This window comes from Sphingopyxis sp. HIX (genome assembly GCF_001468285.1).
GTDB lineage: Bacteria > Pseudomonadota > Alphaproteobacteria > Sphingomonadales > Sphingomonadaceae > Sphingopyxis.
This window is the reverse complement of sequence record NZ_LNSB01000027.1, coordinates 1-20581: the sequence shown is the minus strand read 5'-3', so window position 1 is coordinate 20581 and position 20581 is coordinate 1. Positions and strand designations below refer to the sequence as shown.

Below are 20581 nucleotides of genomic sequence, written 5' to 3'. Positions count from 1 at the left end.
CTCAGGCGGCCAGCACGCTGTTTTCGCCCATGCCGATATCGTCGCCGCTCGCCCACACCGTGTGCGTTCCCGAACAGATGCGTTCGGGCAGGATGATCCGGCACACCGGCCCCGCCGCGACATTCTTCGCGTCGATCAGCACGCATTCGGAGCGGTCGGTCTCGAGGTCGGCGATGAACGAGACGAGATAGCCGTCGTCCTCGTCCTTCGCATCGATGCGCGGCGCAAAGGGGGCTTCGCTGCCGAAGCGGCCGGGGCCGAATTCATATTCTTCGCTCGTTCCGGCATTCAGGTCGTGCTTGACGAGACCGCGGAACAGGAACCAGCCCGGCTCGGGGATCGCGCTGTACGCGTAGCGATAGGGCTTGCCCGCATAACGATGGTTGAACATGCCGAATTCGAGGTCGCGTTCGTCGAGCCTTTGCTCGGTCGTCTCGCCGGTCTTGAGGTTGAAGCGCCAGCGGTGGAGCCGCGGCTTGAGCAGTCCCTGGTCGAGATAGGCCATCATCCGCTCGAGCCCCTCGGGCGCGTTCGGATAGGACTTCGGCATCGGCTCTTCCTGATAATAGCCGTCGAGGATGATCTCGTCGCCTTCCTCCCACGCATTCAGCCAATGCAGCGTGTAGGTCGGTTCGGCCTCGAACCAGCGGATATCCTCGGGCTGCCCATGCCGCGGGATGATCGCGAAGCGCGTCTTTTCGTCGGGATGGAATTGCACGACGTGCAGGTTCCGCTCGAGCAGTTCCGCGTTCCAATAGAGCGGCATGTCGTTGAGGATCGTGTAATTCTTCGTGAACGCCATGTCGTGCGGCAGCCGCGGCCCGGCGAGCGGGACGGGGATATAATGCTTGAGCTTGTTGTCCGCTCCGACGACGCCATAATGCATATAGGGCGCGTGCTTCGAATAGTTGAAGAACATCAGCTCGCCGGTCGCGAGGTCGACCTTGCAATGCGCCGAGATGCCGTCGAGCGGCACCCAGCTTTCGGTGCCGAACTGTTCGAGCGTGAAGGGGTCGAGCCGATAGGCCTCGCCGCACTGGTAGAAGGTCGAGATGATCTTCCCCGCATGGATCGCGACGTCGGTCGAGGAGGAATCCTTCAGCCATTCCTGCGCCCCCCAGCCGTGGCGCGTCGACTTGTGCGGCGGCTCCATCAGCCCCGCCCACAGCGAGCGCCCGGCTTCCTTCTCGGCCTCGAACCCCTTGGTCCGCACGAAACGGCTGCGATAGCTCGCGCGGCCGTCCTTGAACGAGATGGCGTGGATGAAGCCGTCGCCGTCGAAGGGGTGATAACGCCCGATCGGCTCGTGGATCTGGTTCTCGCCGGTGCGCACATAAACGCCGTCGATGTCGGTCGGGATCGTCCCGATCACCTCGGCATCGCCATTGGCGAACACCGCGTTCCATTCGTTGTACGTCGGGCGCCATGCGTCCTTCATATAGGGGTGATCGTTGGGCTGGATCGTGGTCCGGATCGTGTCGACGAGTTCGGCGGTCATGCGGGGACTCCTTCGGCGGCAGCAAAGCGCGGCCTTGCCGCGGCGGCATCATATTCTTTCACGAGGCGATCGACGATAGCGGCGACGGGTTCGACGCCGCGCACCGCGCCGACGCCTTGCCCGGCGGACCAGACATTCTTCCATGCCTTGGCGTCGTCCTGCGCGTCCGAGAAGTTCGGGCGCTTGTCCTCGGGCATGTTCGCCGGGTCGTATCCCGCAGCGATCAGGCTCGATTTCAGCCAGTTGGCGGTCACGCCGGTGATGCCCTTGGAAGGAATGATATCCTCGGCGCCCGCGGCGACGACCATCTCCTTGTAGCCGGGCACCGCCATGCTCTCGGCACAGGCGATCAGCGAGGTGCCGAGATAGGCGAGGTCGGCGCCCAAAATCTCCGCCGCGCGCACCGCATGCCCCGTCGAGATCGCGCCGCCGAGCACCAGCGGCCCGTCCCAGAACTGCCGCACTTCCTCGACGAAGGCGAAACCCGCCGTCGCGCCGGTGTGCCCGCCCGCGCCCGCGGCGACGAGCACCAGCCCGTCCACCCCGGCGGCCGCGGCCTTGCGCGCGAAGCCCACCGAATTGACGTCGGCGAACACCAGCCCGCCATAGCTGTGGATTTCCTCAACCACCCGCGCGGGGCTGCCGAGCGCGGTGATCACCAGCGGCACCTTGTGGCGCACGACGCAGGCAAGGTCTTCGGGCAGGCGGCTGTTCGACGGATGCACGACGAGGTTGACCGCCCAGGGCGCAGCGTCGGGATCGTTCGACAGCGCGGCGTCGATCCGGCTCACCCAATCCTCGAGGTCCGCCGACGTCCGCGCATTGGGGGCAGGGAAGCTGCCGATCACGCCCGAACGCGATGCGGCGATCACCATCTCGGGCCCCGAGACGAGGAACATCGGTGCCGCGATCGCGGGCAGCCGCAAATTGCGCGTAAGCGCCGGTGGAAGGCCGTTTTTCGGCACTATCATGCTCTCCCGAATTATCTGACTTGCATAACGATACTTAAACCCGGTATGAGTCGCAAGGCCAGAAAAACATCGCGGGGCGAACCCGACGATGGTGGGAGGGAGAGAATTTCATGAAAAAGCCTATGGTCGCGCTGCTCGCTGCATCGGCGCTCGCCGCACCCGGAATCGCCTTCGCGCAGGACGCCGCGCCCGCCGCGGAAACGACCGAGGACAATGGCGGGCTCGAGGAAATCATCGTCACCGCGCAGAAGCGCGCCGAGGGCCTGTCCGACGTGCCGATCTCGATCTCGGCGGTCAGCGGCAAGCAGATCGAAAATTACGGCCAGACCAACCTCGAACAGATTTCGTCGGCGGTCCCGAACCTCAAGATCACCCAGACCGCGATCGCCAACCGCATCGCGATCCGCGGCATCGCCTCGGGCGACAACAAGGGTTTCGAACAGTCGGTCGCGATGTTCGTCGACGGCGTCTATTACGGCCGCGACCAGCTGTCGCGCCTGCCGCTGATCGACATGGAGCGCGTCGAGGTGCTGCGCGGCCCGCAGCCGACCCTGTTCGGCAAGAATGCCATCGCCGGCGCGGTCAACATCACCACGCGTAGCCCGACCGACGAATTCGAAGGCTCGCTCTCGGGCCTCTACGAATTCAACCACAAGGAATTCCAGCTCAACGGCGTGCTGTCGGGCCCGCTCGCCGACGGCGTCGAGGCGCGCGTCGTCGGCTATTACCGCTCGATGGACGGCTATTTCTACAACACCAAGCTCGACCGCAACGAACCCAATGTCGACGAGAAATATGTCCGCGGCAAGGTCGAGTTCGACCAGGGCGGCCCGCTCGCGGTCGAGCTCAAGCTCGAATATGCCGACTTCGAGGCGAAGGGCCAGCCGCGCGACGTCTTCGGCGCGGTCGGCAATTACAACACCGTCTTCCAGGGGCCGTTCTTCGTCGATACGACACCCGATTATGTCCGCGCCGACAATGGCTATCAGAGCCGCAACAAGGTGTTCGGCGCCACGCTCAACGCCGACCTCGAACTCGGCGATCATACGTTGACCTCGATCTCGTCCTTGCTCGACTACAAGACGCGCGAGATCGTCGACGTCGATTTCTCGGGCATCAGCTTCCTCGACGGCACGAACCTGCGCGAGGATTACCGCCAGTTCAGCCAGGAACTGCGCTTCGCCTCGCCGGGCGGCGAGACCTTCGATTATATCGGCGGCGTCTATTACCAGAATGCCAAGCTCGACGTGCAGGATTTCACCCTGTTCAACCCGACCTTCCTCGCGCTGGGGCCGCCGTTCAACGCGCTCGGCGACACGCGCAACGACCGCGACTACAGCCAGACCTCGGACCTGATCTCGGTCTTCGCGCAGGGCCAGCTCTCGCTCAGCGACCGCTTCCGCATCACCGCGGGCGCGCGCTTCAACCATGAGAAGAAGAAGGGCAGCCGCACCCTCGCGATCGTCCAGGGCCCGCTCAGCACCGCCCCCGCGGCGGTCGTCGCCGCGGTGTTCCGCGCGCTCAACATCGAAGCGCACAGCGTCTCGGGCAAATTGAGCGAGGACAGCTTCAACCCGATGGTCAACGTCCAGTACGACGTGACCGACGACCTGATGTTCTACGCCTCCTACGCCAAGGGGACCAAGGCGGGCGGCTTCGATATCCGCTCGAACTCGCTGCCGGGATCGACCACCGTCGCCAAGCCCGGCGCCTTCGAGTTCCAGGACGAGAGCGCCGACAATTTCGAGGCGGGGCTCAAATACAAGGGCCGCGACTTCGCCTTCAACATCTCGGCCTACCGGACCAAGTACAAGGACCTGCAGGTCAATATCTTCGACGGCACGCTGAACTTCAACGTCCGCAACGCCGCCGCGGCCAGGACGCAGGGGATCGAGGCCGACTTCCGCGCCGCGCTGACCGAGGGGCTGACCCTGAGCGGCGCGATCGCCTATCTCGACTTCGAATTCACCAATTTCACCGACGGCCAGTGCTTCTATCTCCAGACGCCCGGCGCGAACGGTTTCTGCGACTATACCGGCAAGCGCAACGCGCTGACCCCCAAATGGTCGGGCAACCTCAACGTCGATTATTCGACCCCGGTGACGTCGGGCATGAAGGTCGCGTTCAATTTCAACGTCGATTTCTCCTCGGCCTATATCGCCGCGGCGAACCTCGACCCGCGCACGCGGCAGGACAGCTATGCCAAGCTCGGCGCCCGCCTCGCGCTCGCCGAGATCGACAATAAATGGGAAATCGCGCTGATCGGGCGCAACCTCACCAACCAGCGTATCCTGCAGACCGCGAGCTCGATGCCGCTCGCGACGACGATCACGCGCAACGCCGGCAACGCGTACAACGGCATCGTCGACCGCCCGCGGACGATCGCGGTCCAGCTGACGGGGCGCTTTTGAGGGGGCTCTCCCCAGGGAAGAGGGGGCGCGGGCACCGCTCCCTCTCCCGACCCATGCGCCTTGTCGTTGCCGGACCGCCGGGTTAGGGGCGGGGCGGGGCAAGGAATGGCAAGCGTTTGAAACACGACCGCACGATCAGGGCCTGTTCGATCTGGCGCGCGCTCGACGTGGTCGGCGACGTGCCGGTGCTGCTGATCATGGAACAGGCCTTCCTCGGCACGCACAGCTTCGACGAATTCGTGAGCCGCACCGGCCTCGCGCGATCGGTGGTCAACGGCCGGCTCAAGAAGCTCGTCGACGAGGATTGCCTCGCCAAGAAGCCCAGGACGGGCGGCCGCGGCTTCCATTATGTCCTGACCCAAAAGGGCCGCGATCAATTCCCCAACGCGCTGATGATGCTGCGCTGGCAGCATAAGTGGGAGGCCGCCGAGCGCGATTTCCAGGTCCGCCTGCACCACGCGACCTGCGGCCACGCGACCGAGCCGGTGCCCGTCTGCGGCCATTGCCATGCCGAGATCGACCCGCGCGACGTCGCCTGGCGCGAAGGCCCTGGGCTCGCGCAGGTGATCCCGCATTACGAGCGCCGCCGCTTCAACGGCGACGTCCGCCGCCCCGGCGGGCGCCCGCTGGTCGATACGATGATCGAGCTGTTCGGCGATCGCTGGGCGACGCTCGTCGTCCGCGCGATGTTCACGAGCATCAACCGCTTCGACGATATCCAGCGCGACACGCTGATGGCGACCAACATCCTGACCGGCCGGCTCGAGCGGCTGGTGCGGCAGGGGATTTTGAAGACCGTCCCCTATTCGTCGCACGCCGACCGCGTCGAATATCGCCTGACCGCCAAGGGCCGCGACCTCTATCCGGTGCTGCTCGCATTGCTGCAATGGGGCGACCGCTGGTTCGCCGACGAACGCGGCCCGCCGCTACTGCTGACGCATCGCCCGTGCGGCCACGACCTCCACATGGTCGCCACGTGCAGCCATTGCGGCGACGAGCTGCAACTGGCGAACAGCCGGTTCACGATCGAGGAGACCGGCGCCGAACCGGCGCCCTAGTTGGTCCAGTAGATATAATCCTGCCCGTCCTGCCACGGCGCGTTCAGCGGCACGTCGATGCGCACCGGACCCTCGATCAGCCCCGGCCAGATCGGTTTCGCCATGTCCTTGTTCTGCGCCTCGAGCATCGCCTTCATCGCCGCGACGCGCGCGGGCTCGGCGGCGGCGAGGTCGTATTGCTCGGTCGGGTCGGCTGCGAGATTGTAGAGCCACGCCTTTTCGGGCCGCTTGGTCACCTGCAACTTCCAGTCGCCCGCGCGCACCGCGCGATAATCGCCCGAGCGCCAGAAGAGGGCGGGGCGCTTCGCCGGCCCTGCGAGGATATCCTCGCTGTCGACCGTCCGCCCCGTCGGCAGCGCCGCCCCCGCCGCTGCCGCGATCGTCGAAAAGATGTCGATATGTCCCGTCATGTCGGCGCGCGTCGATCCGGCTGCGATCTTCGCCGGCCAGCGCATGAAGAAGGGCGTGCGGATGCCGCCCTCGAAGAAGGTCGCCTTCCACCCGCGGTACGGCTTGTTGTGATCGGCGATGCCCGTGTACCAGGCGCCGCCATTGTCGCTTGTGAAGATGACCAGCGTATTGTCGTCGATCCCCGCGGCCTTCAGCTTCGCCATGATGTCGCCGATCCGCCGGTCGAGCTGCGCGATCATCGCGCCATAGACGCGCGTCTTGTGATCCTTGATTTGGGGCAGCTTCGCATAATCCTCCTTGGTCGCCTGCAACGGCGTGTGCGGCGCGTTGAAGGCGAGATACATAAAGAAGGGTCGGTTCTTGTTCGCCTCGATCGCCGCGATCGCCTCGTCGGCGAAATAGTCGGTCATATGCCCCTTGGGGTGGAAGCGTTCGCCGCCGTTGAAGGTCACCGCGTGACGGAGGTTCGCCCACAGGAAGCGGTCGATCGGGTCCCACGGCAGCTTGGCGTTGACCGTGTCCGGATCGTCCTCGGGCAGGAACATCGCCGCGCCGCCCAGCACCGCCAGGCTCTCGTCGAAACCCTGCGCGTGCGGCTGCAGCTTGGGCGCCTCGCCCAGATGCCATTTGCCGATGTGCAGCGTGTGGTATCCCGCGGCCTTCACCGCCTCGGCGATGGTCACCTCGCTCGCCGGCACCCCCATGTCGGGATAGTCGGGGATGTCGGGGGTGATCAGCTCCTTGTGGAACACCGCCTTCAGCGGCCCGACGCCGTCGCCATGCGCCATATTCTCGGAGAATTGCACCGGCACCGCGGTATATTCGAAGCCGAAGCGCGTCGCATAGCGCCCCGTCATCATCGCCGCGCGCGACGGCGAGCAGGTCGCGTTGGCGGCATAGGCGGTGGTGAAGTTCATGCCCTGCCGCGCCAGCGCGTCGATGTTCGGCGTCTTGACGATGCCGCCGGCGACCCCGCCGCCGTTCAGGCTGATGTCGTTGATGCCCAGGTCGTCGGCGACGATCAGGATGATGTTCGGCCGCCGCTCGCCGGTCGGCGCGGATGCAGGACCGGCAGCCCAAGCCACCGGCCGGTTCGGCTGCACCGGGTCGCGCCAGTCCTGCAGCACCCCCGGCAGGCGGAACTTGTTCGCCTCGAACGTCCAATATCCTCCGGCCCCGAGCAGGGCGACCACGCCCAATGCGATCCAGCGCTTCTTCATGCGAACCCCTCCGCCCTATCCGACCGTCAGTATCAAAATGTGCCCGAGCGCCGCCACAAGCGCGAGCGTCAGCCCCATCGTCACGCGCGGGCTCGCATAGAAGGCGATCTGGCGCTGCGTCGGAAAGGAGAATGTGCTCGCGATCCCCAGCGACTTCGCCGGATGCGCCGCGCGGAACCTGGGATCGCTCGCCATGCGCACCAGGTCGCGCCGGCTGCGATAACGCATCGTGCCGACCAGCGACCAGCCGGGATCGGCCTCGGTGTTCCACGCGTCGATATAGCCGCCGACCTTGCGCCCGACGAACAGCGGATGCCCGCCGCGCGCGATCAGCCCGCGGACGAACGGATCCGAATAGCGCCGCAGCCATTCGCTGCCCTCTTGCGTCTCGCCGCTCGCTGGATCGGTCACCGGCCCCGGCCTTGTGCGCACGAGGTTGAGCATCACGAATTCGCGCCCGTCGTCGGCCTCGAGGAAGGCGCGCAACCGCTCGCCGTCGTTGCCCGTCTCGGCCATCCGGGGGCCCAGCGTCGCCAGAAACGCGTCGATCTCGCCGCGCCGCAGCGGGCGGCGCAGGCCGTCGTAGAAGAGCAGGAAGGCGAGCCACAGCAGCAGCGCGCCCGCCCAGATCGCCGCGATCACCAGCCCCCGATCCTCCATCGCCCCACCGACTTTCGATTGTTTCGCATGTTATGGCACTATATGTGTCATTATGTGCCGCGCGATGCAAGATCGTTCGGCGCGCCATTGACCCCGGCGCCAAGCTGGGCCAGCGGAGGCATATGGGAACGCGAGTGGAACCGAAGAAGGAAAAGCCGACGCCGCCGCGCGTCGACGGTCGCCGCGAGCGCAGCCGGTCGAGCCGCGCGCGCATCGTCGCGGCGATGCTCGACCTCATCGACCGCGGCGACCTGACCCCCAGCGCGGCGCGCGTCGCCGAGGAGGCGGGGGTCGGCCTGCGCACCGTCTTCCGCCAGTTCGACGACATGGACACGCTCTACCGCGAAATGTCCGAGACGATTGCGAAGCGCGTGCTGCCGATCGCCAATGCGCCTTATGCGGGCACCGACTGGCGCGACGATGTGCGCGACCTCGTCGGGCGCCGCATCCGCGTGTTCGAGACGATGCTGCCCTTTCGCCTCGCCGCGAACATCAAGCGCTACCAGTCGCCCTTCCTGATGGGGCAATATGGCCAGGTCGTCGCGCTCGAGCGCGACTATGCGCTGCGCCTGCTCCCCGATGCGGTGCGCCGCGACAAGCTCAGCGTCGAGGCGCTGTGCGCCGCGCTCTCCTTCCAGACCTGGCGCGCGCTCCGCCACGACCAGGGCCTCACCGCCGAGGAAGCGGGCGCGGTCACCGCGCATATGGTCGAAACGCTGATGGCGGCGGTCTCAGACGGCTGATGCCGCACGCCGCGCGCGCCGCCGACGCCGCCAGCCCCAGATCAAAGCGGTGAGCGCTACGATCCCGCCGCCCAGCCAAAGCCCCGCCTTGATCGCGCGCTTCTTCCCCTGCTGCTCCCACGCATATTGGTTGATCTGCGCGTCGGCGGTGTAGCCCGCGGGCATGTCGAGTACGCCGTTCGCCTTCGCATAGGCGCGGTAGTCGGTCATCATCGCGTCGAAGCGCGCGGGCTCCGCCGCGGACAGATCCTTCGTCTCCCCCGGATCGTTCTTCAGGTCGTAGAGTCGCCACTTGCCGTCGCCGGTCGGCGCTAGGTTGCGCACCAGCTTGTAATCGCCGCGGAACAGCGCGCTGTTGCCCGACAGCTCATAACCCAGCGGATCGTTGCCATGCACGCTGCCCGCCGCGCCGCCCAGCATCGGCACCAGGCTGCGCCCGGTCACCGGCTCGACCGCCTTGCCCTTCCAGCTGCCGCCATGATCGGCGACCCCCGCCAGCTCGGTGAGCGTCGGCAAGATGTCGGTGACATGCGCCAGCCCGCCGTTGACCGCCCCGGCGCGGATGGTCTTGTTCCCCGGCCACGTCACGATCAGCGGCACGCGCAGCCCGCCCTCGGCGGCGCTGAACTTGTAGCCCGACAGCGGCGACGCCCCCGCGCTCGCCCAGCCCGGCCCGATCGCGCTGAAACTGCCGCGCCGGCCGATATTGGCGGTCGACAGGTCGTACTGCATGTCGAGGAACAGCCGGTTGCGCAGGCTGCCAAAGGGATTGGTCGGCTCGGCGCCATTGTCCGACAGGAAGACGAAGATCGTATTCTCATACTGCCCCGTGGCTTTCAGGTGCGCGACCAGCCGTCCGATCTCGCGGTCCATCGCGGTCGCCATGCCGGCATAGGCCTGCATCACGCGCACCGCGGCGGCGCGCTCCTCTGCGCTCTGCTTCGCCCAGTCGGGGGTCGTCGCCATCGTGACCATCGGCGCGCCCGCGGGCACGATGCCCAGCGCCGCCGCGCGCTTGGCGCGGGCTTCGCGCAGCTTCGTCCAGCCCTCCTTGTACATCGCCGCATAGCGCGCGATGTCGCTGTCGGGCGCCTGGATGGGGATATGGTTCGCGAGGAAATTGATCGACGCGAGGAACGGTTTCCCGCTCGCGCGGTCGGCGTCGATATAGTCGATCATCTTCTGGACGACGAAGGTCGAGGAATAATAATCCTTGGGCAGCGTCGCGGGCTTGCCATTCTCGGTCCACGCCGCGGTGTCGTAGAGCCCCTCGATCGGCCGCTGCTCGAAATTGTCGGCCCCCGCATCGGCGAGGCTGAAGGCGCGGTCGTAGCCGCGCGCCTCGGGCAGCCGCGTCGCATCGCTCCCCAGATGCCATTTGCCGGTGAGGTAGGTGTTGTACCCCGCCGCGCCGAACAGCTCGGCGATCGTCACCACGCGGTGGTTCAGCACCGTGTCGTAGCCCGGCTTGCCGCGGTGCGCGTCGGGGATCGTCTCGGGCATGTTGCCCAGCCCGTTGCGATGGTTCATGACCCCCGTCTGCAGCATCGCGCGCGACGGCGAGCACGACCCCGCGACATGGAAGTTCGAAAAGCGCATCCCGGCATAGGCCAGCGCGTCGAGATTGGGGGTCGCATATTCGGCGCCGAACGCCCCGACGTCGCTGAACCCCCAGTCGTCGGCGAGCAGGATGACAATATTCGGCCGCTTGACCGCCGCCGCGGGGGCAGGGGGCGCCGCCTGCACGGGCGCCAGCAACAGCGCCGCCGCCAGCGCGCTCGTTCCAAGCCTCTTCATCGCGCGAATCTCCCCCATCTATTGGCACATGCTATGCCAATAGATGGGGTTGCGCAACGCTTAGCCCACGCAGCGCATCGCAAAGGCCCAGAACAGCGCATATTCGCGATATTCGCTCTTGAGGTCGCCGCTGCCCTGGTGCCCGCTGTCCATGTCGGTCAGCAGCAGCGCCGGGTTGCCGCTCGTCGACTTGTGCCGCACTTCGGCGACCAGCTTCGCGGGCTCCCAATAGGGCACCCGGTCGTCCTTCAGCCCCGCGGTGCACAGCAGGGGCGGGTAGGGCGCCGCGCGGACATTCTCATAGGGCGAGATCGACGCGATATAGTCATACGCGCGCTCCTCGGCGAGCGGATCGCCCCAGTCGGGCCGGAACAAGGGCACCAGGGGATGCGCGGCGTCGCTCATCGTGTTGAGCATGTCGACGAAAGGAACCTTGGCGATCACCCCGCCCCACAGGCTCGGCGCGATATTCATGCTCGCCCCGACGAGCAGGCCCCCCGCGGACAGCCCGTAGGCCACGACCTTGCCCTTCGCGGTATAGCCTCCGGCCGCCAGATATTCGGCGCAGGCCACAAAATCGGTGAAGCTGTTGCGCTTGGTGAACTTGCGCCCGCCGAGGAACCAGCGCCGGCCTTTTTCGGACCCGCCGCGCACATGCGCGATCGCAAAGCGCCACCCCTTGTCGACCAGCGCCAGCGCGGGGATCGAGAAGAGCGGATCGCTGTTTATGCCGTACGCGCCATAGCCATATTGCAGCAGCGGCGCCTTGCCGTCCGTCGCCATGCCACGCCGCGAGAGCAGGGTGATCGGCACCGTCTCGCCGTCGGGCGCGGGCGCCATCAGCCGCTCGACGACATAATCGTCGGGATCGAAGCCCGCGACCGCCTGCTGCTGCACCACCGTCTGCGTGCCGCTCTTCAGATCGACCGAGATCCAGCGCCGCGGCGACTTGGGCGATTCATGGACGATCAGCACCGCGGGCGCGGCATAATCCTGCTCGGCGGGCAGCTCGATCGCATAAGCGGGATCGTCGAACGCGACCTTGTCCTCGCTCCCGTCGGTGCGCTGGACCACGAGCTGGTGCAATCCCTCGACCCGCTCGAGCCGCACCAGCGCCGCCGCGAAGGGCTGGAGCTGCAATATCGGCACCCCCGGCCGGTGCGGCACCAAAGTCGCCACGGTCTCGAAACTCTTCGCGTCGAGCTTCAGCAATTTCATGTCGAACGCATCGCCCGCGTCGGTCGCCGCGATCAGGCCGCCGTCCCACTCGTCGATCTCGTAGCGCACGCCGCTCTGGCGCGCCCACACGATGCGCGGCTCGCCGGTCTCGTCGCCCGCCGCGACCAGCCGCACCTCGGCGGTCTCGGGTCCCGACAGCGTCAGCGCGACGAAGCCGTCGGCCGCGGTGCGCTTGACCCCCATGAAGATCGCGGGGTCCTTCTCTTCATAGACCAGCGCGGTGGCCTGGCCGTCGAGCGAAGTCCGGTACAATCGCACCGGCCGGTTAAGCGCGTCGCGCCAGATCCAGAACAGCCAGCGCGACGAGGGCGCAAAGACCAGCCCGCCATAGCCATAGGCGTCCTTGTCGACGAGCGTGCGGATTTCGCCGCTCTGGTTGTCGCGGATGCAGATGCGGTGGCGGTCGTTGCCGATGACGTCCTCGGCCCAGGCGAACCAGCGCTGGTCGGGGCTCGGCTGGTGCCCGGTGCTGCGATAATAGGGCTGCCCCTCAGCGCGAACGGCCTCGTCGACCAAAGTCTCGACCGGGCCGTTCCCTTTTTGCCGGCTATACACCGCATGCACCGCCCCCTCGGGCAGCGCCGACGAATAAGCCCAGCCGCCGCGCACCACCGCCGGCGCCGCGACCGCGCCCGCCGACCGCGCGAGCATCGCCGCGACCAGCGCATCCTGCCCGGCGCGCACGGGCTTCAGCACCGCCTCGGCATAGGCGTTTTCGTCGCCCAGCATCTTCGCGACCGGTGCGGGCAGGTTGGTGCGCGTGCGCTCGCCCTCGGCGGGGAGGAACTTCATCCACGAATAGGCGTCGTCGCGCTTGCGCCCCAATTGCTCGATCACATGCGAGATGCGCGGCGACACCGGCGGTTTGACTGCGGGCCAGCGCGCGGCCGTTTTCGCGACGCCTTTGGCCCAGCCGCTGCTCGCAACAAACGCCAGCGCCGCGGCGCCGCCCATGAAACTCCGCCGTGCCGCATTGTCCAGCTTCGCCATTTCGACCGCTCCCTCGGGTTTGTCCTAATGGTCCCAGCCTATGGAACAAGCGCTGGCATACTGCGCCGATCAGGCCCGCCGTTCCACCGATCGGGCAAATTGGGTGTGATTGGGCCGGCTGGTGATGCTCCGCGGGATGACCGGTTTCGGGCGTTAGCTGCCATAATAATCCTCCCTGTCGCGAAGCGATGGGGAGGGGGACCATGCGAAGCATGGTGGAGGGGCGGCTGCCTCGCACCGACGTTTATGGCCTCGACCCCTCCACCACCCTGCGGGTGGTCCCCCTCCCCACGGCTTCGCCGCAGGGAGGATTAAGAACGTCCGCTCTCCACCCCGAAACCGCCGTCGCTAACCAACACCCACCCCCAACCCGCTGGCCCGATAAGACGCGATTATGGCCCAACCCTCGCCGACACGCCGCTTGAACCTGATAGCTTCAATGTCGGAATTGCATCGCAGTCGCAATCAGGGAGGCAAGCATGTCCATTGCATCGGTAAAGCGGGTCGTTGTGTGGGGTATTTCGGCGCTGGCGCTCGGCCAGGCATCGTCGGCGATGGCGCAGGAGGCGGCCGCCGCGCCGACCGACGACAGCGAGATCGTCGTCACCGCCGCCAAGCGCGAACAGTCGGTGCGCGACGTCTCCGGCTCGGTCTCGGCGGTCAGCGAGGCGACGCTGCAGAAATTGAACGCGCAGAGCCTCTCCGACTATATCACCCGCGTCCCCGGCGTCGTGTTCAACGACTACCAGCCGGGCGTGTCCGAAGTCGTGATCCGCGGTATCGCGTCGACCACCTATCATGAGGCCAACCAGGCGACGACGGGTTATTACCTCAACCAGGTTCCGCTGATCGAACCCGGCTTCCCGCTCGTCATCCCCGACGTCGACAGCTTCGACGTCAACCGCGTCGAGGTGCTGCGCGGACCGCAGGGCACGCTCTTCGGCTCCTCGTCGCTCGGCGGTGCGGTCAACTATGTCGTGAACGAGGCCGATCCCGGCGGCTTCGACGCGGGTTTCGAGGGCAATCTCTCGTCGACCAAGCGCGCGGGCGAGGTCAACTACGGCGTCAAGGCGATGGTCAATCTGCCGATCGCCACCGACAAGCTCGCGGTGCGCCTCGTCGCGCTCCAGCGCGTCGACGCCGGCTATCTCGACAACACCCTGCTCGGCGAGGACGGCAGCAACGATCTGCGCGTCCGCGGCCTGCGCGGCTCGATCGTCTTCACCCCGACCGAGACCACGACGCTCTCGGCGCTCAGCATGTACCAGGAATATGATCTCGACGATCAGACCTATGTGATCTTCGGCCCGCCGAAAACCTTCGCGCGCGCCACCAACGTCGCCGAATTCCAGGACACCAGCTTCATGCTGCACAGCCTGAAGCTCGAACAGGACCTCGGCTTCGCGACGCTGACCGCGATCGGCAGCTATACCGAGAAAAAGGCCAATCTGGCGTTCGACAATTCGATCTTCGGCGGCAACGACCCGCGCACCGGCACCCCCGAACTCGCGAGCAGCAACGGCAAGTCGAAGACCGAATATGGCGAACTGCGGCTCGCCTCGCCCGACACCGGCCGCTTCCGCTGGCTGATCGGCGCCAATTACACCCGCCTGCGCTCGGCCAACACCGACGGCACCTTCATCGAGGGGATCGGCGACTATATCGACGCCAATCCGGGGATGTTCGGCGGTCAGTCGGGCGACACGCTCGCGCCGGGCGATCTCGCGACGCGCACCGTCAGCAGCAACCGCGTCACCGAAAAGGCGGTGTTCGGCGAAGCCTCGTTCGACATCGTCGACGCGCTGACGCTGACCGTCGGCGGGCGCCTGTTCGAATATCGCTCGAGCCCGCGCCTGCAATATCTGCCCAACGCGAACCTGATTCCGCCCTTCGACTTCGCGCCGGGCACCAGCAAGGATTCGGATTTCATTCCGAAGGTCTCGCTGACGTACAAGCCCAACGACGACGTCATGGTCTATGCGCTCTATTCCGAAGGTTTCCGCATCGGCGGCATCAACGTCTATTCGGCCGCGGTCCCCGGGCTGCCGCTGACCTTCGAGAGCGACACCACCAAGAACTACGAAATCGGCACGCGCTTCGACCTGATCGACAAGACGCTCAGCGTCGACGTCACCGCCTTCCACATCGACTGGGGCAATGTCCAGGCGCGGCTGTTCACCCCGGTGACCTTCAACGCCTACACCGTGAACGGCGGCGGCGCCGACGTTGACGGGGTCGAAATCAGCCTGACGCTGCGTCCGACGCGCAACCTGACCTTCGCCTCGAACGTCACCTACAACGACGCGCGGTTGTCGTCGCTGCTGCCCGACAGCTTCGCGCCGGGCGGCGGCTATGCCAAGGGCACCCAGCTGCCGGGGGCGTCGGACTGGATCCTCGCGAACAGCATCGACCTCGCTTTCCCCGACGCGCCGATGAAGCCGCGCTTCGGCATTGCGCACCGCTATATGTCGGCCGCGCCGGTCGCCTTCGGCGCGGCGCTCGAAAAGGGCGATTATCACATCGTCGACCTTAACGCCTCGGTGACCGTGGCGGATCGCGTCGAGCTCGGCCTCTTCGCGAAGAACCTGTTCAACCAGTACGGCATCCTGAACGCGCCCTTCTCCTTCGCGGGCTCGGTGACGCGCCCGCGCACCTTGGGCGCAACGCTGCGGTTCAGTTTGAATTGACGCTAATCCTCCCTGCGGCGAAGCCGTGGGGAGGGGGACCGCCGCGAAGCGGTGGTGGAGGGGCAGCGAAGTCGCGCTATCGCCCCTCCGTCAGCGCTTCGCGCTGCCACCTCCCCATCGCTTCGCGACAGGGAGGATTATTCTCTCAAAACCCCGACAGAAACGCCGCGACATTCGCGCCCAGGTCGCCGACGGCATAACCGCCCTCCATCACGACCAAAGTCGGCAGCCCCAGCCCCGATATCGCTCCGGCAATCTCGACATAATCGGGCCGTTCGAGCAGGAAGTTCGAGATCGGATCGCTGCTGTGCGTATCCGCCCCGAACGAGACGATCAGGCATTTCGCGCCCCAATCCGAAATCGCCGCCAGCGCGGTCTCCAGCGCCGGCCGATACGCCGCCCCGTCAGTCCCGCGCGGCAGCGGCAGGTTCAGCGTCGACCCTTCGCCCGCACCCTCGCCGCGCTCGTCGGCGTGGCCCCAGTAGAAGGGGTAATCGGTCACCGGATCGGCGTGGATCGACGCGAAAAAGACCGACGCATCGTCGTAGAAGATATCCTGCGTCCCGTTGCCGTGATGATAGTCGATATCGAGGATCGCCACCGGCCCCAGTCCGAGCGCCTGCGCCCGGCGCGCCGCGATCGCGGCGTTGTTGAGGTAGCAATAGCCGCCCATATAGTCGCGTCCGGCATGATGCCCCGGCGGCCGGCACAGCGCGAAGCTATGCCTGTCCCCCGCGGCCAGCCGGTCGAGCGCGGTCAGCGCGCATTGCGCCGACCAATAGGCCGAGGTCCAGGTTCCCGCCGCGATCGGCGTCGAGGCGTCGAAGCTGTAGAGCCCGATATCGGCATCGATCCGCCCGAACTTGAGCGCGCGCCGCCGCACCACCGGAAAGCTGTAGCCGATCGCATCGCCCGACCGTCCCGCCGCGACCCAGCCGTCATAGGCGCGCTCGAGGAAGGCCAGATAGTCGGCGTCATGCGCCGCGCGCAGCGGCTCCATCCCGAAATCGCGCACCGGCTGCCAGTCGTCGAGCGCGCCCACGATCGAGCGCGGCCGCTCGATATTCTCGGCATAGGGCACGAATTCGCCGTTGTGCAGCTCGCGCTCGGGGGCATGCTCGGCCTGCCGCTCGTCGAAGAAAAGCTTCACCTCTGTCCCTCCATCCACGCGGCGAGCGTCCGGTCGGGATGCCCTTGGGCGATCTCGGCAAAGCTCGCCGCGCTCTCGTCCTGCCCCAGCTTATACGCCGGCTCGGCCGACCGGACGTGCGCCCGAAACGCGACGATATGCGTCAGCATCGTCTCATAGCGCGGCCCGACCCGGTCGGTCGACCAATTCCCGCCCTCCATCGCGCCGACCAGCCGCTCGATCGCATCGCGCGTCTCGCCCTCGACCAGCTCGACCTCGACGCGGTAGCGCAACACCGCATAATTCCACGTCGGCGCCCAGTCGGGCTTCGACAGCAGCGACGGCGAGACATAGCCATGCGGCCCGTTGAACAGGATGAGCCCTTTCGGATCGGCCCGAAAATCGGCGACGAGCGGGTTGCTCCGCGCACAATGCCCGAACAGCGACACCACCGCGCCGGCGGCGTCCGTTTCGGCGAGCAGGGGCAGGGGGCTCGCGTTGAATTGGCCCGACACCAGCCAGCCGAGCGGATAGGCCGCGATCAGCCGCGCGGGATCGTCCGCGCGGCGCGGCTCAAAGCGCCCGGCCATGCCCGACCGCCCTGCCGATCCACGCCGCCTGTTCGTCCAGCGCCCGCCGTGCGAGCGAGGAAATCGACATCGCCTCGAGGAAGCTGTGCGTCGCCCCGGCATAGGTCTCGGCGTGCACCGCCACCCCGGCTTCGGCCAGTTTCGCCGCGAACGCATGGTTGCAGTCGGCCAAAATGTCGCATGCGGCGATCGCGACGAACGCCGGCGGCAGTCCCGCCAGATCGGCGCGCAGCGGCGCGACCAGCGGGTCGTCCAGCTGCGCGGGCCCGTCGACATAATTGTCCCAGAAGATATCCATCTCCCCGACCTCGAGCGAAAAACCCTCGCCGCCATAGCGGGCATAGCTCGGCAGGTGGTCGGGCGCAAAGGCGCCGTAGTTGAGCACCATCCCCGCGGGCAGCGCCTTGCCCTCGTCGCGCCGCAGCAGGCAGGTCGCGACCGACAGGTTCGCTCCCGCCGAATCGCCGCCGATCAGCACGCGCTCCGCATCGACCCCCAGCGTGTCGGCATGCGTCGCGATCCAGTCGAGCGCCGCCGAACATTGCTCCAGCGCCACGGGGAACTTATGCTCGGGCGACAGGCTGTAGTCGATGCCGACCACCGCGATCCCCGCGCGCGCGGCATATTCGCGCATCAGCCGGTCGTGCGTGTCGATGCTGAACAAGGTCCAGCCGCCGCCATGGATGTACAGCATCACCGGCAGCACCCCGTCCGCCACCGGCCGGTGCAGCCGCAGCCTGATGCCATCGAGCGCGATGTCGCGGCTTTCGGCCATGATCGGGCCAGCCTCGCGCCAGGGCCGGCGCACTTCCTCGGCCACCGCGCGCCGCGTCGCCATGTCGGCGCCGGGCACGCCGAGCGCGGCATAGGCGGCGTTGATCGCATCGACGAAACGGCGGATCTCGGGGTCGACGATGGCGTCCTGCACGGCGTCCAAGCCCTTCGACATGCTGCTTTTCCTCCCCGGACGGTCTTTGATCCCTGATAGCCGGTGCCGCGGCCATCCTATCGCCCGTTCGGGCCAATCACCACGCCGCACAGGCCATTGCCCGCTTGATGACTGTTCAGTGACGGCGAAGGCCTGTAAGGTCGCGTTCACTGATATTTGTGGAGTTCGGGCCATGAAGCACAGTGTCGACGTCCTTTCCTTCGATCGCCCCGTGATCGCGCTGCAGGATGAATATCCCGCGGGCTTCGTCGACCCGATGCACAGCCACGAACATGTCCAGATCCTCTACGCCTCGGCCGGCGTGATGTCGGTGCGCACCCCCGAGACCAGCTTCGTCATCCCGCCGCAGCGTGCGGTGTGGCTGCCCGCGGGCATGAAGCACGAGGTTGCGTGCCGCGGTCCCGTCTCGCTGCGCACGCTCTACCTGCCCAGCGAACCCGGCGAGCGCGGCAAGCAGTGCCGCGTGTTCGAGGTCTCGAACCTCCTGAAGGCGCTGATCCTCGAGGCGTGCGATTTCGCGCCGCTCTACGACGTCGCGGGGCGCGAGGGGCGCATCATCGGGCTCTTGCTCGACGAGATCGAGCGGATGCCCAACGCCCCCTATCAGGTGTCGATGCCCGCCGACCCGCGGTTGCTGCGCGTCTGCAACGCGATCCTCGCCGACCCCTCGGACCCGCGCGACATCGACGACTGGGCGGGGCTCGCCGCGATGGGCCGCCGCACCTTCACGCGCAGCTTCAAGCAGGAAACGGGCATGGGCCTCGCGGTCTGGCGCCAGCAGGTGCGGCTGATGGAGGCGCTGTCGATGCTCGCCGCGGGCGCCTCGATCACCCAGGTGACCTACGAGGTCGGCTACGACAGCCCCAGCGGCTTCGCCGCGATGTTCCGCCGCGCCTTCGGCGTGCCGCCGAGCCAGTATCTGAAACCCTGACCCGGCGGCGCGCGCTCAGCGGCCGAAGCGTTCGATCACCTCGGCGAGCTCGACATGGCCGAGGCAATGGCCCGCGCCCGCCGGCCGCTCGCCATTCTCGATCGCCAGCGCATAGGCGAAGGCGGGGTCGCTTTCGACCGTGTCGCGGATCGCCGCGATGCGCGGCCAGCGGCTCGCGGCATCGACTTCGTGGAATTCCAGCCAGCGCGCGACCCCGACGAGCAGCGCGTCGGCAAGGCTGCGCCGCCCGCCGACGAGCCACGGCCCGTCGCCCGCGATCGCTTCCAGCTTGTCATGACGGTTGCGCACCGCGTCGTTGCCGAAGCGCCGCAGCGCCGCCTCATAGGCCGGATCGGCTTCGGGCAGCTCGAGCGCGGTCCACAGCGGCGAAAAGGCGCCGGTGAACCCCGTGTTGATGAACGCCATCAACTGGTGCATCCGGTCGGCCTCCGCCGACAGCGGATCGAAGCTGATCCGCCGTGCGCCGTCGCGCGCTTCCAGATGCGCCGCGATCGCCATCGTCTCGGTCAGCGGCGCGCCCGCCGCGGTGATCAGCACCGGCGTCTCGTGCCGCGCGTTGATCCGCGCATAGGCCGGCTCGCGCATGTCGCCGAGCATGTCGACGCGGCTCAGCCAATAGGGCTGGCCGAGCCATTCGAGCGCGGCAACGAGGCCGAGCGACGAGCCGGCGGGGTGTCCGTAAAGCAGTATCGGTTCCATGACATATCCTCATCAGGGTCGGGCCGCCGAAGCGGTGGAACGCCTAATTAGGATGCCGCCAACCGATAGGAATAACGCACAAATTTGTAACCATCGCGTCACGCGGCCTCGGGCAACCGGCTCCGCTCGTGCGCCGCCCACCAGTCGCCGATCGCGTCGATCAGCGGTACCAGCGTCCGCCCCGCGTCGGTCAGCGCATATTCGACATGCCGCGGATAGCCCGGAAATTCGGTGCGCGCGACGATCCCCGCCTCGACCAGCTTGCGCAGCTCCATCGACAGCATGCGGTGCGACACGCCGGGATTGTCGGCGCGCAGGTCGCGGAACCGTTTGGTCCCGTCCTTCAGATAATAGAGCAGCAACGTGGGCCAGCGCCCGCTGAGCAGCAGCATCGCGCTTTCGATCGGACAGGCGGACAGGGCGGTTTGCATGGCGGCCTCGGCGGGGTTGGGGAGGGAAGGGCATAATTGGGGATGTGGTGGGGTGCTGTCCAGCTTTGGGAGCGCCTTTCGTACGGGAGCGGACATGCGACAGCTTATGCTCTCTCCCCTTCAGGGGAGAGATACGCAGGCTTGGC

General features: G+C 66.9%; 16 protein-coding genes. 5 read left to right on the top strand and 11 right to left on the bottom strand.

All coding sequences use genetic code 11. The features are described from left to right. Window position 1: 1 nt before the first annotated feature. Window positions 2–1498, bottom strand: coding sequence for a carotenoid oxygenase family protein (locus ATE62_RS13740; protein WP_058806787.1), 1497 nt, complete (start codon window positions 1496–1498; stop codon window positions 2–4). Further along, window positions 1495–2469 carry an NAD(P)H-dependent flavin oxidoreductase gene (locus ATE62_RS13735; protein ID WP_058806786.1) on the bottom strand — a complete coding sequence of 325 codons (975 nt, stop codon included), beginning with the start codon at window positions 2467–2469 and terminating at the stop codon, window positions 1495–1497. The genes ATE62_RS13740 and ATE62_RS13735 overlap by 4 nt, the downstream gene beginning before the upstream one ends. Before the next feature lie 110 nt (window positions 2470–2579). Here ATE62_RS13735 and ATE62_RS13730 point away from each other — a divergent pair, with 110 nt between their 5' ends. Next, window positions 2580–4880, top strand: coding sequence for a TonB-dependent receptor (locus ATE62_RS13730; protein WP_231736271.1), 2301 nt, complete (start codon window positions 2580–2582; stop codon window positions 4878–4880). 116 nt (window positions 4881–4996) lie between these two features. Beyond that, window positions 4997–5938: a winged helix-turn-helix transcriptional regulator gene (locus ATE62_RS13725; RefSeq protein ID WP_058806784.1), complete on the top strand. Its 942-nt coding sequence runs from the start codon at window positions 4997–4999 to the stop codon at window positions 5936–5938. Here the strand turns inward: ATE62_RS13725 and ATE62_RS13720 are convergent. Next, a complete protein-coding gene (locus ATE62_RS13720) occupies window positions 5935–7569 on the bottom strand; it encodes a sulfatase-like hydrolase/transferase (protein ID WP_058806783.1) in 1635 nt (544 codons plus the stop codon). The two genes, ATE62_RS13725 and ATE62_RS13720, sit on opposite strands and share 4 nt — an antisense overlap. Before the next feature lie 15 nt (window positions 7570–7584). Next, window positions 7585–8229 carry a hypothetical protein gene (locus ATE62_RS13715; RefSeq protein ID WP_058806782.1) on the bottom strand — a complete coding sequence of 215 codons (645 nt, stop codon included), beginning with the start codon at window positions 8227–8229 and terminating at the stop codon, window positions 7585–7587. 122 nt (window positions 8230–8351) lie between these two features. Between ATE62_RS13715 and ATE62_RS13710 the strand changes: the two genes are divergently transcribed. After that, complete coding sequence (locus tag ATE62_RS13710) at window positions 8352–8972, top strand: TetR/AcrR family transcriptional regulator (RefSeq protein WP_058806781.1); 621 nt, start codon at window positions 8352–8354, stop codon at window positions 8970–8972. On the opposite strand, the gene ATE62_RS13705 is transcribed toward ATE62_RS13710, so the two are convergent. Together ATE62_RS13705 and ATE62_RS13700 are read right to left on the bottom strand one after the other, a co-directional pair. Continuing rightward, window positions 8961–10769, bottom strand: coding sequence for an arylsulfatase (locus tag ATE62_RS13705; RefSeq protein ID WP_058806780.1), 1809 nt, complete (start codon window positions 10767–10769; stop codon window positions 8961–8963). The two genes, ATE62_RS13710 and ATE62_RS13705, sit on opposite strands and share 12 nt — an antisense overlap. Before the next feature lie 60 nt (window positions 10770–10829). Further along, a complete protein-coding gene (locus ATE62_RS13700) occupies window positions 10830–12998 on the bottom strand; it encodes a S9 family peptidase (protein WP_058806779.1) in 2169 nt (722 codons plus the stop codon). 479 nt (window positions 12999–13477) lie between these two features. On the opposite strand from ATE62_RS13700, the gene ATE62_RS13695 reads away from it, so the two are divergent. Beyond that, window positions 13478–15685, top strand: coding sequence for a TonB-dependent receptor (locus tag ATE62_RS13695; RefSeq protein ID WP_156420417.1), 2208 nt, complete (start codon window positions 13478–13480; stop codon window positions 15683–15685). Window positions 15686–15830: 145 nt separating this feature from the next. On the opposite strand, the gene ATE62_RS13690 is transcribed toward ATE62_RS13695, so the two are convergent. From ATE62_RS13690 to ATE62_RS13680, 3 genes are read right to left on the bottom strand one after another with little or no spacing between them, the layout of a single operon-like run. After that, on the bottom strand, window positions 15831–16835 hold the full coding sequence (locus tag ATE62_RS13690) for a histone deacetylase family protein (RefSeq protein WP_058806777.1): 1005 nt from the start codon (window positions 16833–16835) through the stop codon (window positions 15831–15833). Continuing rightward, window positions 16832–17404: an FMN-binding negative transcriptional regulator gene (locus tag ATE62_RS13685; protein ID WP_058806776.1), complete on the bottom strand. Its 573-nt coding sequence runs from the start codon at window positions 17402–17404 to the stop codon at window positions 16832–16834. Before ATE62_RS13685 ends, ATE62_RS13690 begins: the two co-directional genes overlap by 4 nt. Next, entirely contained in the window at window positions 17388–18353 is a 966-nt protein-coding gene (locus tag ATE62_RS13680; RefSeq protein WP_058806775.1) for an alpha/beta hydrolase, read from the bottom strand. Before ATE62_RS13680 ends, ATE62_RS13685 begins: the two co-directional genes overlap by 17 nt. A gap of 172 nt (window positions 18354–18525) precedes the next feature. Between ATE62_RS13680 and ATE62_RS13675 the strand changes: the two genes are divergently transcribed. After that, a complete protein-coding gene (locus tag ATE62_RS13675; RefSeq protein ID WP_058806774.1) occupies window positions 18526–19284 on the top strand; it encodes an AraC family transcriptional regulator in 759 nt (252 codons plus the stop codon). A 15-nt stretch (window positions 19285–19299) separates the two neighbouring features. Here the strand turns inward: ATE62_RS13675 and ATE62_RS13670 are convergent, their stop codons facing one another. Then, the gene (locus ATE62_RS13670) at window positions 19300–20004 is read right to left on the bottom strand and encodes a glutathione S-transferase family protein (RefSeq protein ID WP_058806773.1); all 705 of its coding nucleotides are present in this window, start codon (window positions 20002–20004) and stop codon (window positions 19300–19302) included. 98 nt (window positions 20005–20102) lie between these two features. Next, a complete protein-coding gene (locus ATE62_RS13665) occupies window positions 20103–20435 on the bottom strand; it encodes a winged helix-turn-helix transcriptional regulator (protein WP_058806772.1) in 333 nt (110 codons plus the stop codon). Window positions 20436–20581: the final 146 nt, after the last annotated feature.

Coding starts and splice junctions, on each gene's coding strand:
- ATE62_RS13665 (WP_058806772.1), bottom strand. CDS start 20,435: ATGCAAACCGCCCTGTCCGCCTGTCCGATCGAAAGCGCGATGCTGCTG.
- ATE62_RS13700 (WP_058806779.1), bottom strand. CDS start 12,998: ATGGCGAAGCTGGACAATGCGGCACGGCGGAGTTTCATGGGCGGCGCC.
- ATE62_RS13730 (WP_231736271.1), top strand. CDS start 2,580: ATGAAAAAGCCTATGGTCGCGCTGCTCGCTGCATCGGCGCTCGCCGCA.
- ATE62_RS13720 (WP_058806783.1), bottom strand. CDS start 7,569: ATGAAGAAGCGCTGGATCGCATTGGGCGTGGTCGCCCTGCTCGGGGCC.
- ATE62_RS13735 (WP_058806786.1), bottom strand. CDS start 2,469: ATGATAGTGCCGAAAAACGGCCTTCCACCGGCGCTTACGCGCAATTTG.
- ATE62_RS13715 (WP_058806782.1), bottom strand. CDS start 8,229: ATGGAGGATCGGGGGCTGGTGATCGCGGCGATCTGGGCGGGCGCGCTG.
- ATE62_RS13740 (WP_058806787.1), bottom strand. CDS start 1,498: ATGACCGCCGAACTCGTCGACACGATCCGGACCACGATCCAGCCCAAC.
- ATE62_RS13670 (WP_058806773.1), bottom strand. CDS start 20,004: ATGGAACCGATACTGCTTTACGGACACCCCGCCGGCTCGTCGCTCGGC.
- ATE62_RS13710 (WP_058806781.1), top strand. CDS start 8,352: ATGGGAACGCGAGTGGAACCGAAGAAGGAAAAGCCGACGCCGCCGCGC.
- ATE62_RS13675 (WP_058806774.1), top strand. CDS start 18,526: ATGAAGCACAGTGTCGACGTCCTTTCCTTCGATCGCCCCGTGATCGCG.
- ATE62_RS13695 (WP_156420417.1), top strand. CDS start 13,478: ATGTCCATTGCATCGGTAAAGCGGGTCGTTGTGTGGGGTATTTCGGCG.
- ATE62_RS13685 (WP_058806776.1), bottom strand. CDS start 17,404: ATGGCCGGGCGCTTTGAGCCGCGCCGCGCGGACGATCCCGCGCGGCTG.
- ATE62_RS13705 (WP_058806780.1), bottom strand. CDS start 10,769: ATGAAGAGGCTTGGAACGAGCGCGCTGGCGGCGGCGCTGTTGCTGGCG.
- ATE62_RS13680 (WP_058806775.1), bottom strand. CDS start 18,353: ATGTCGAAGGGCTTGGACGCCGTGCAGGACGCCATCGTCGACCCCGAG.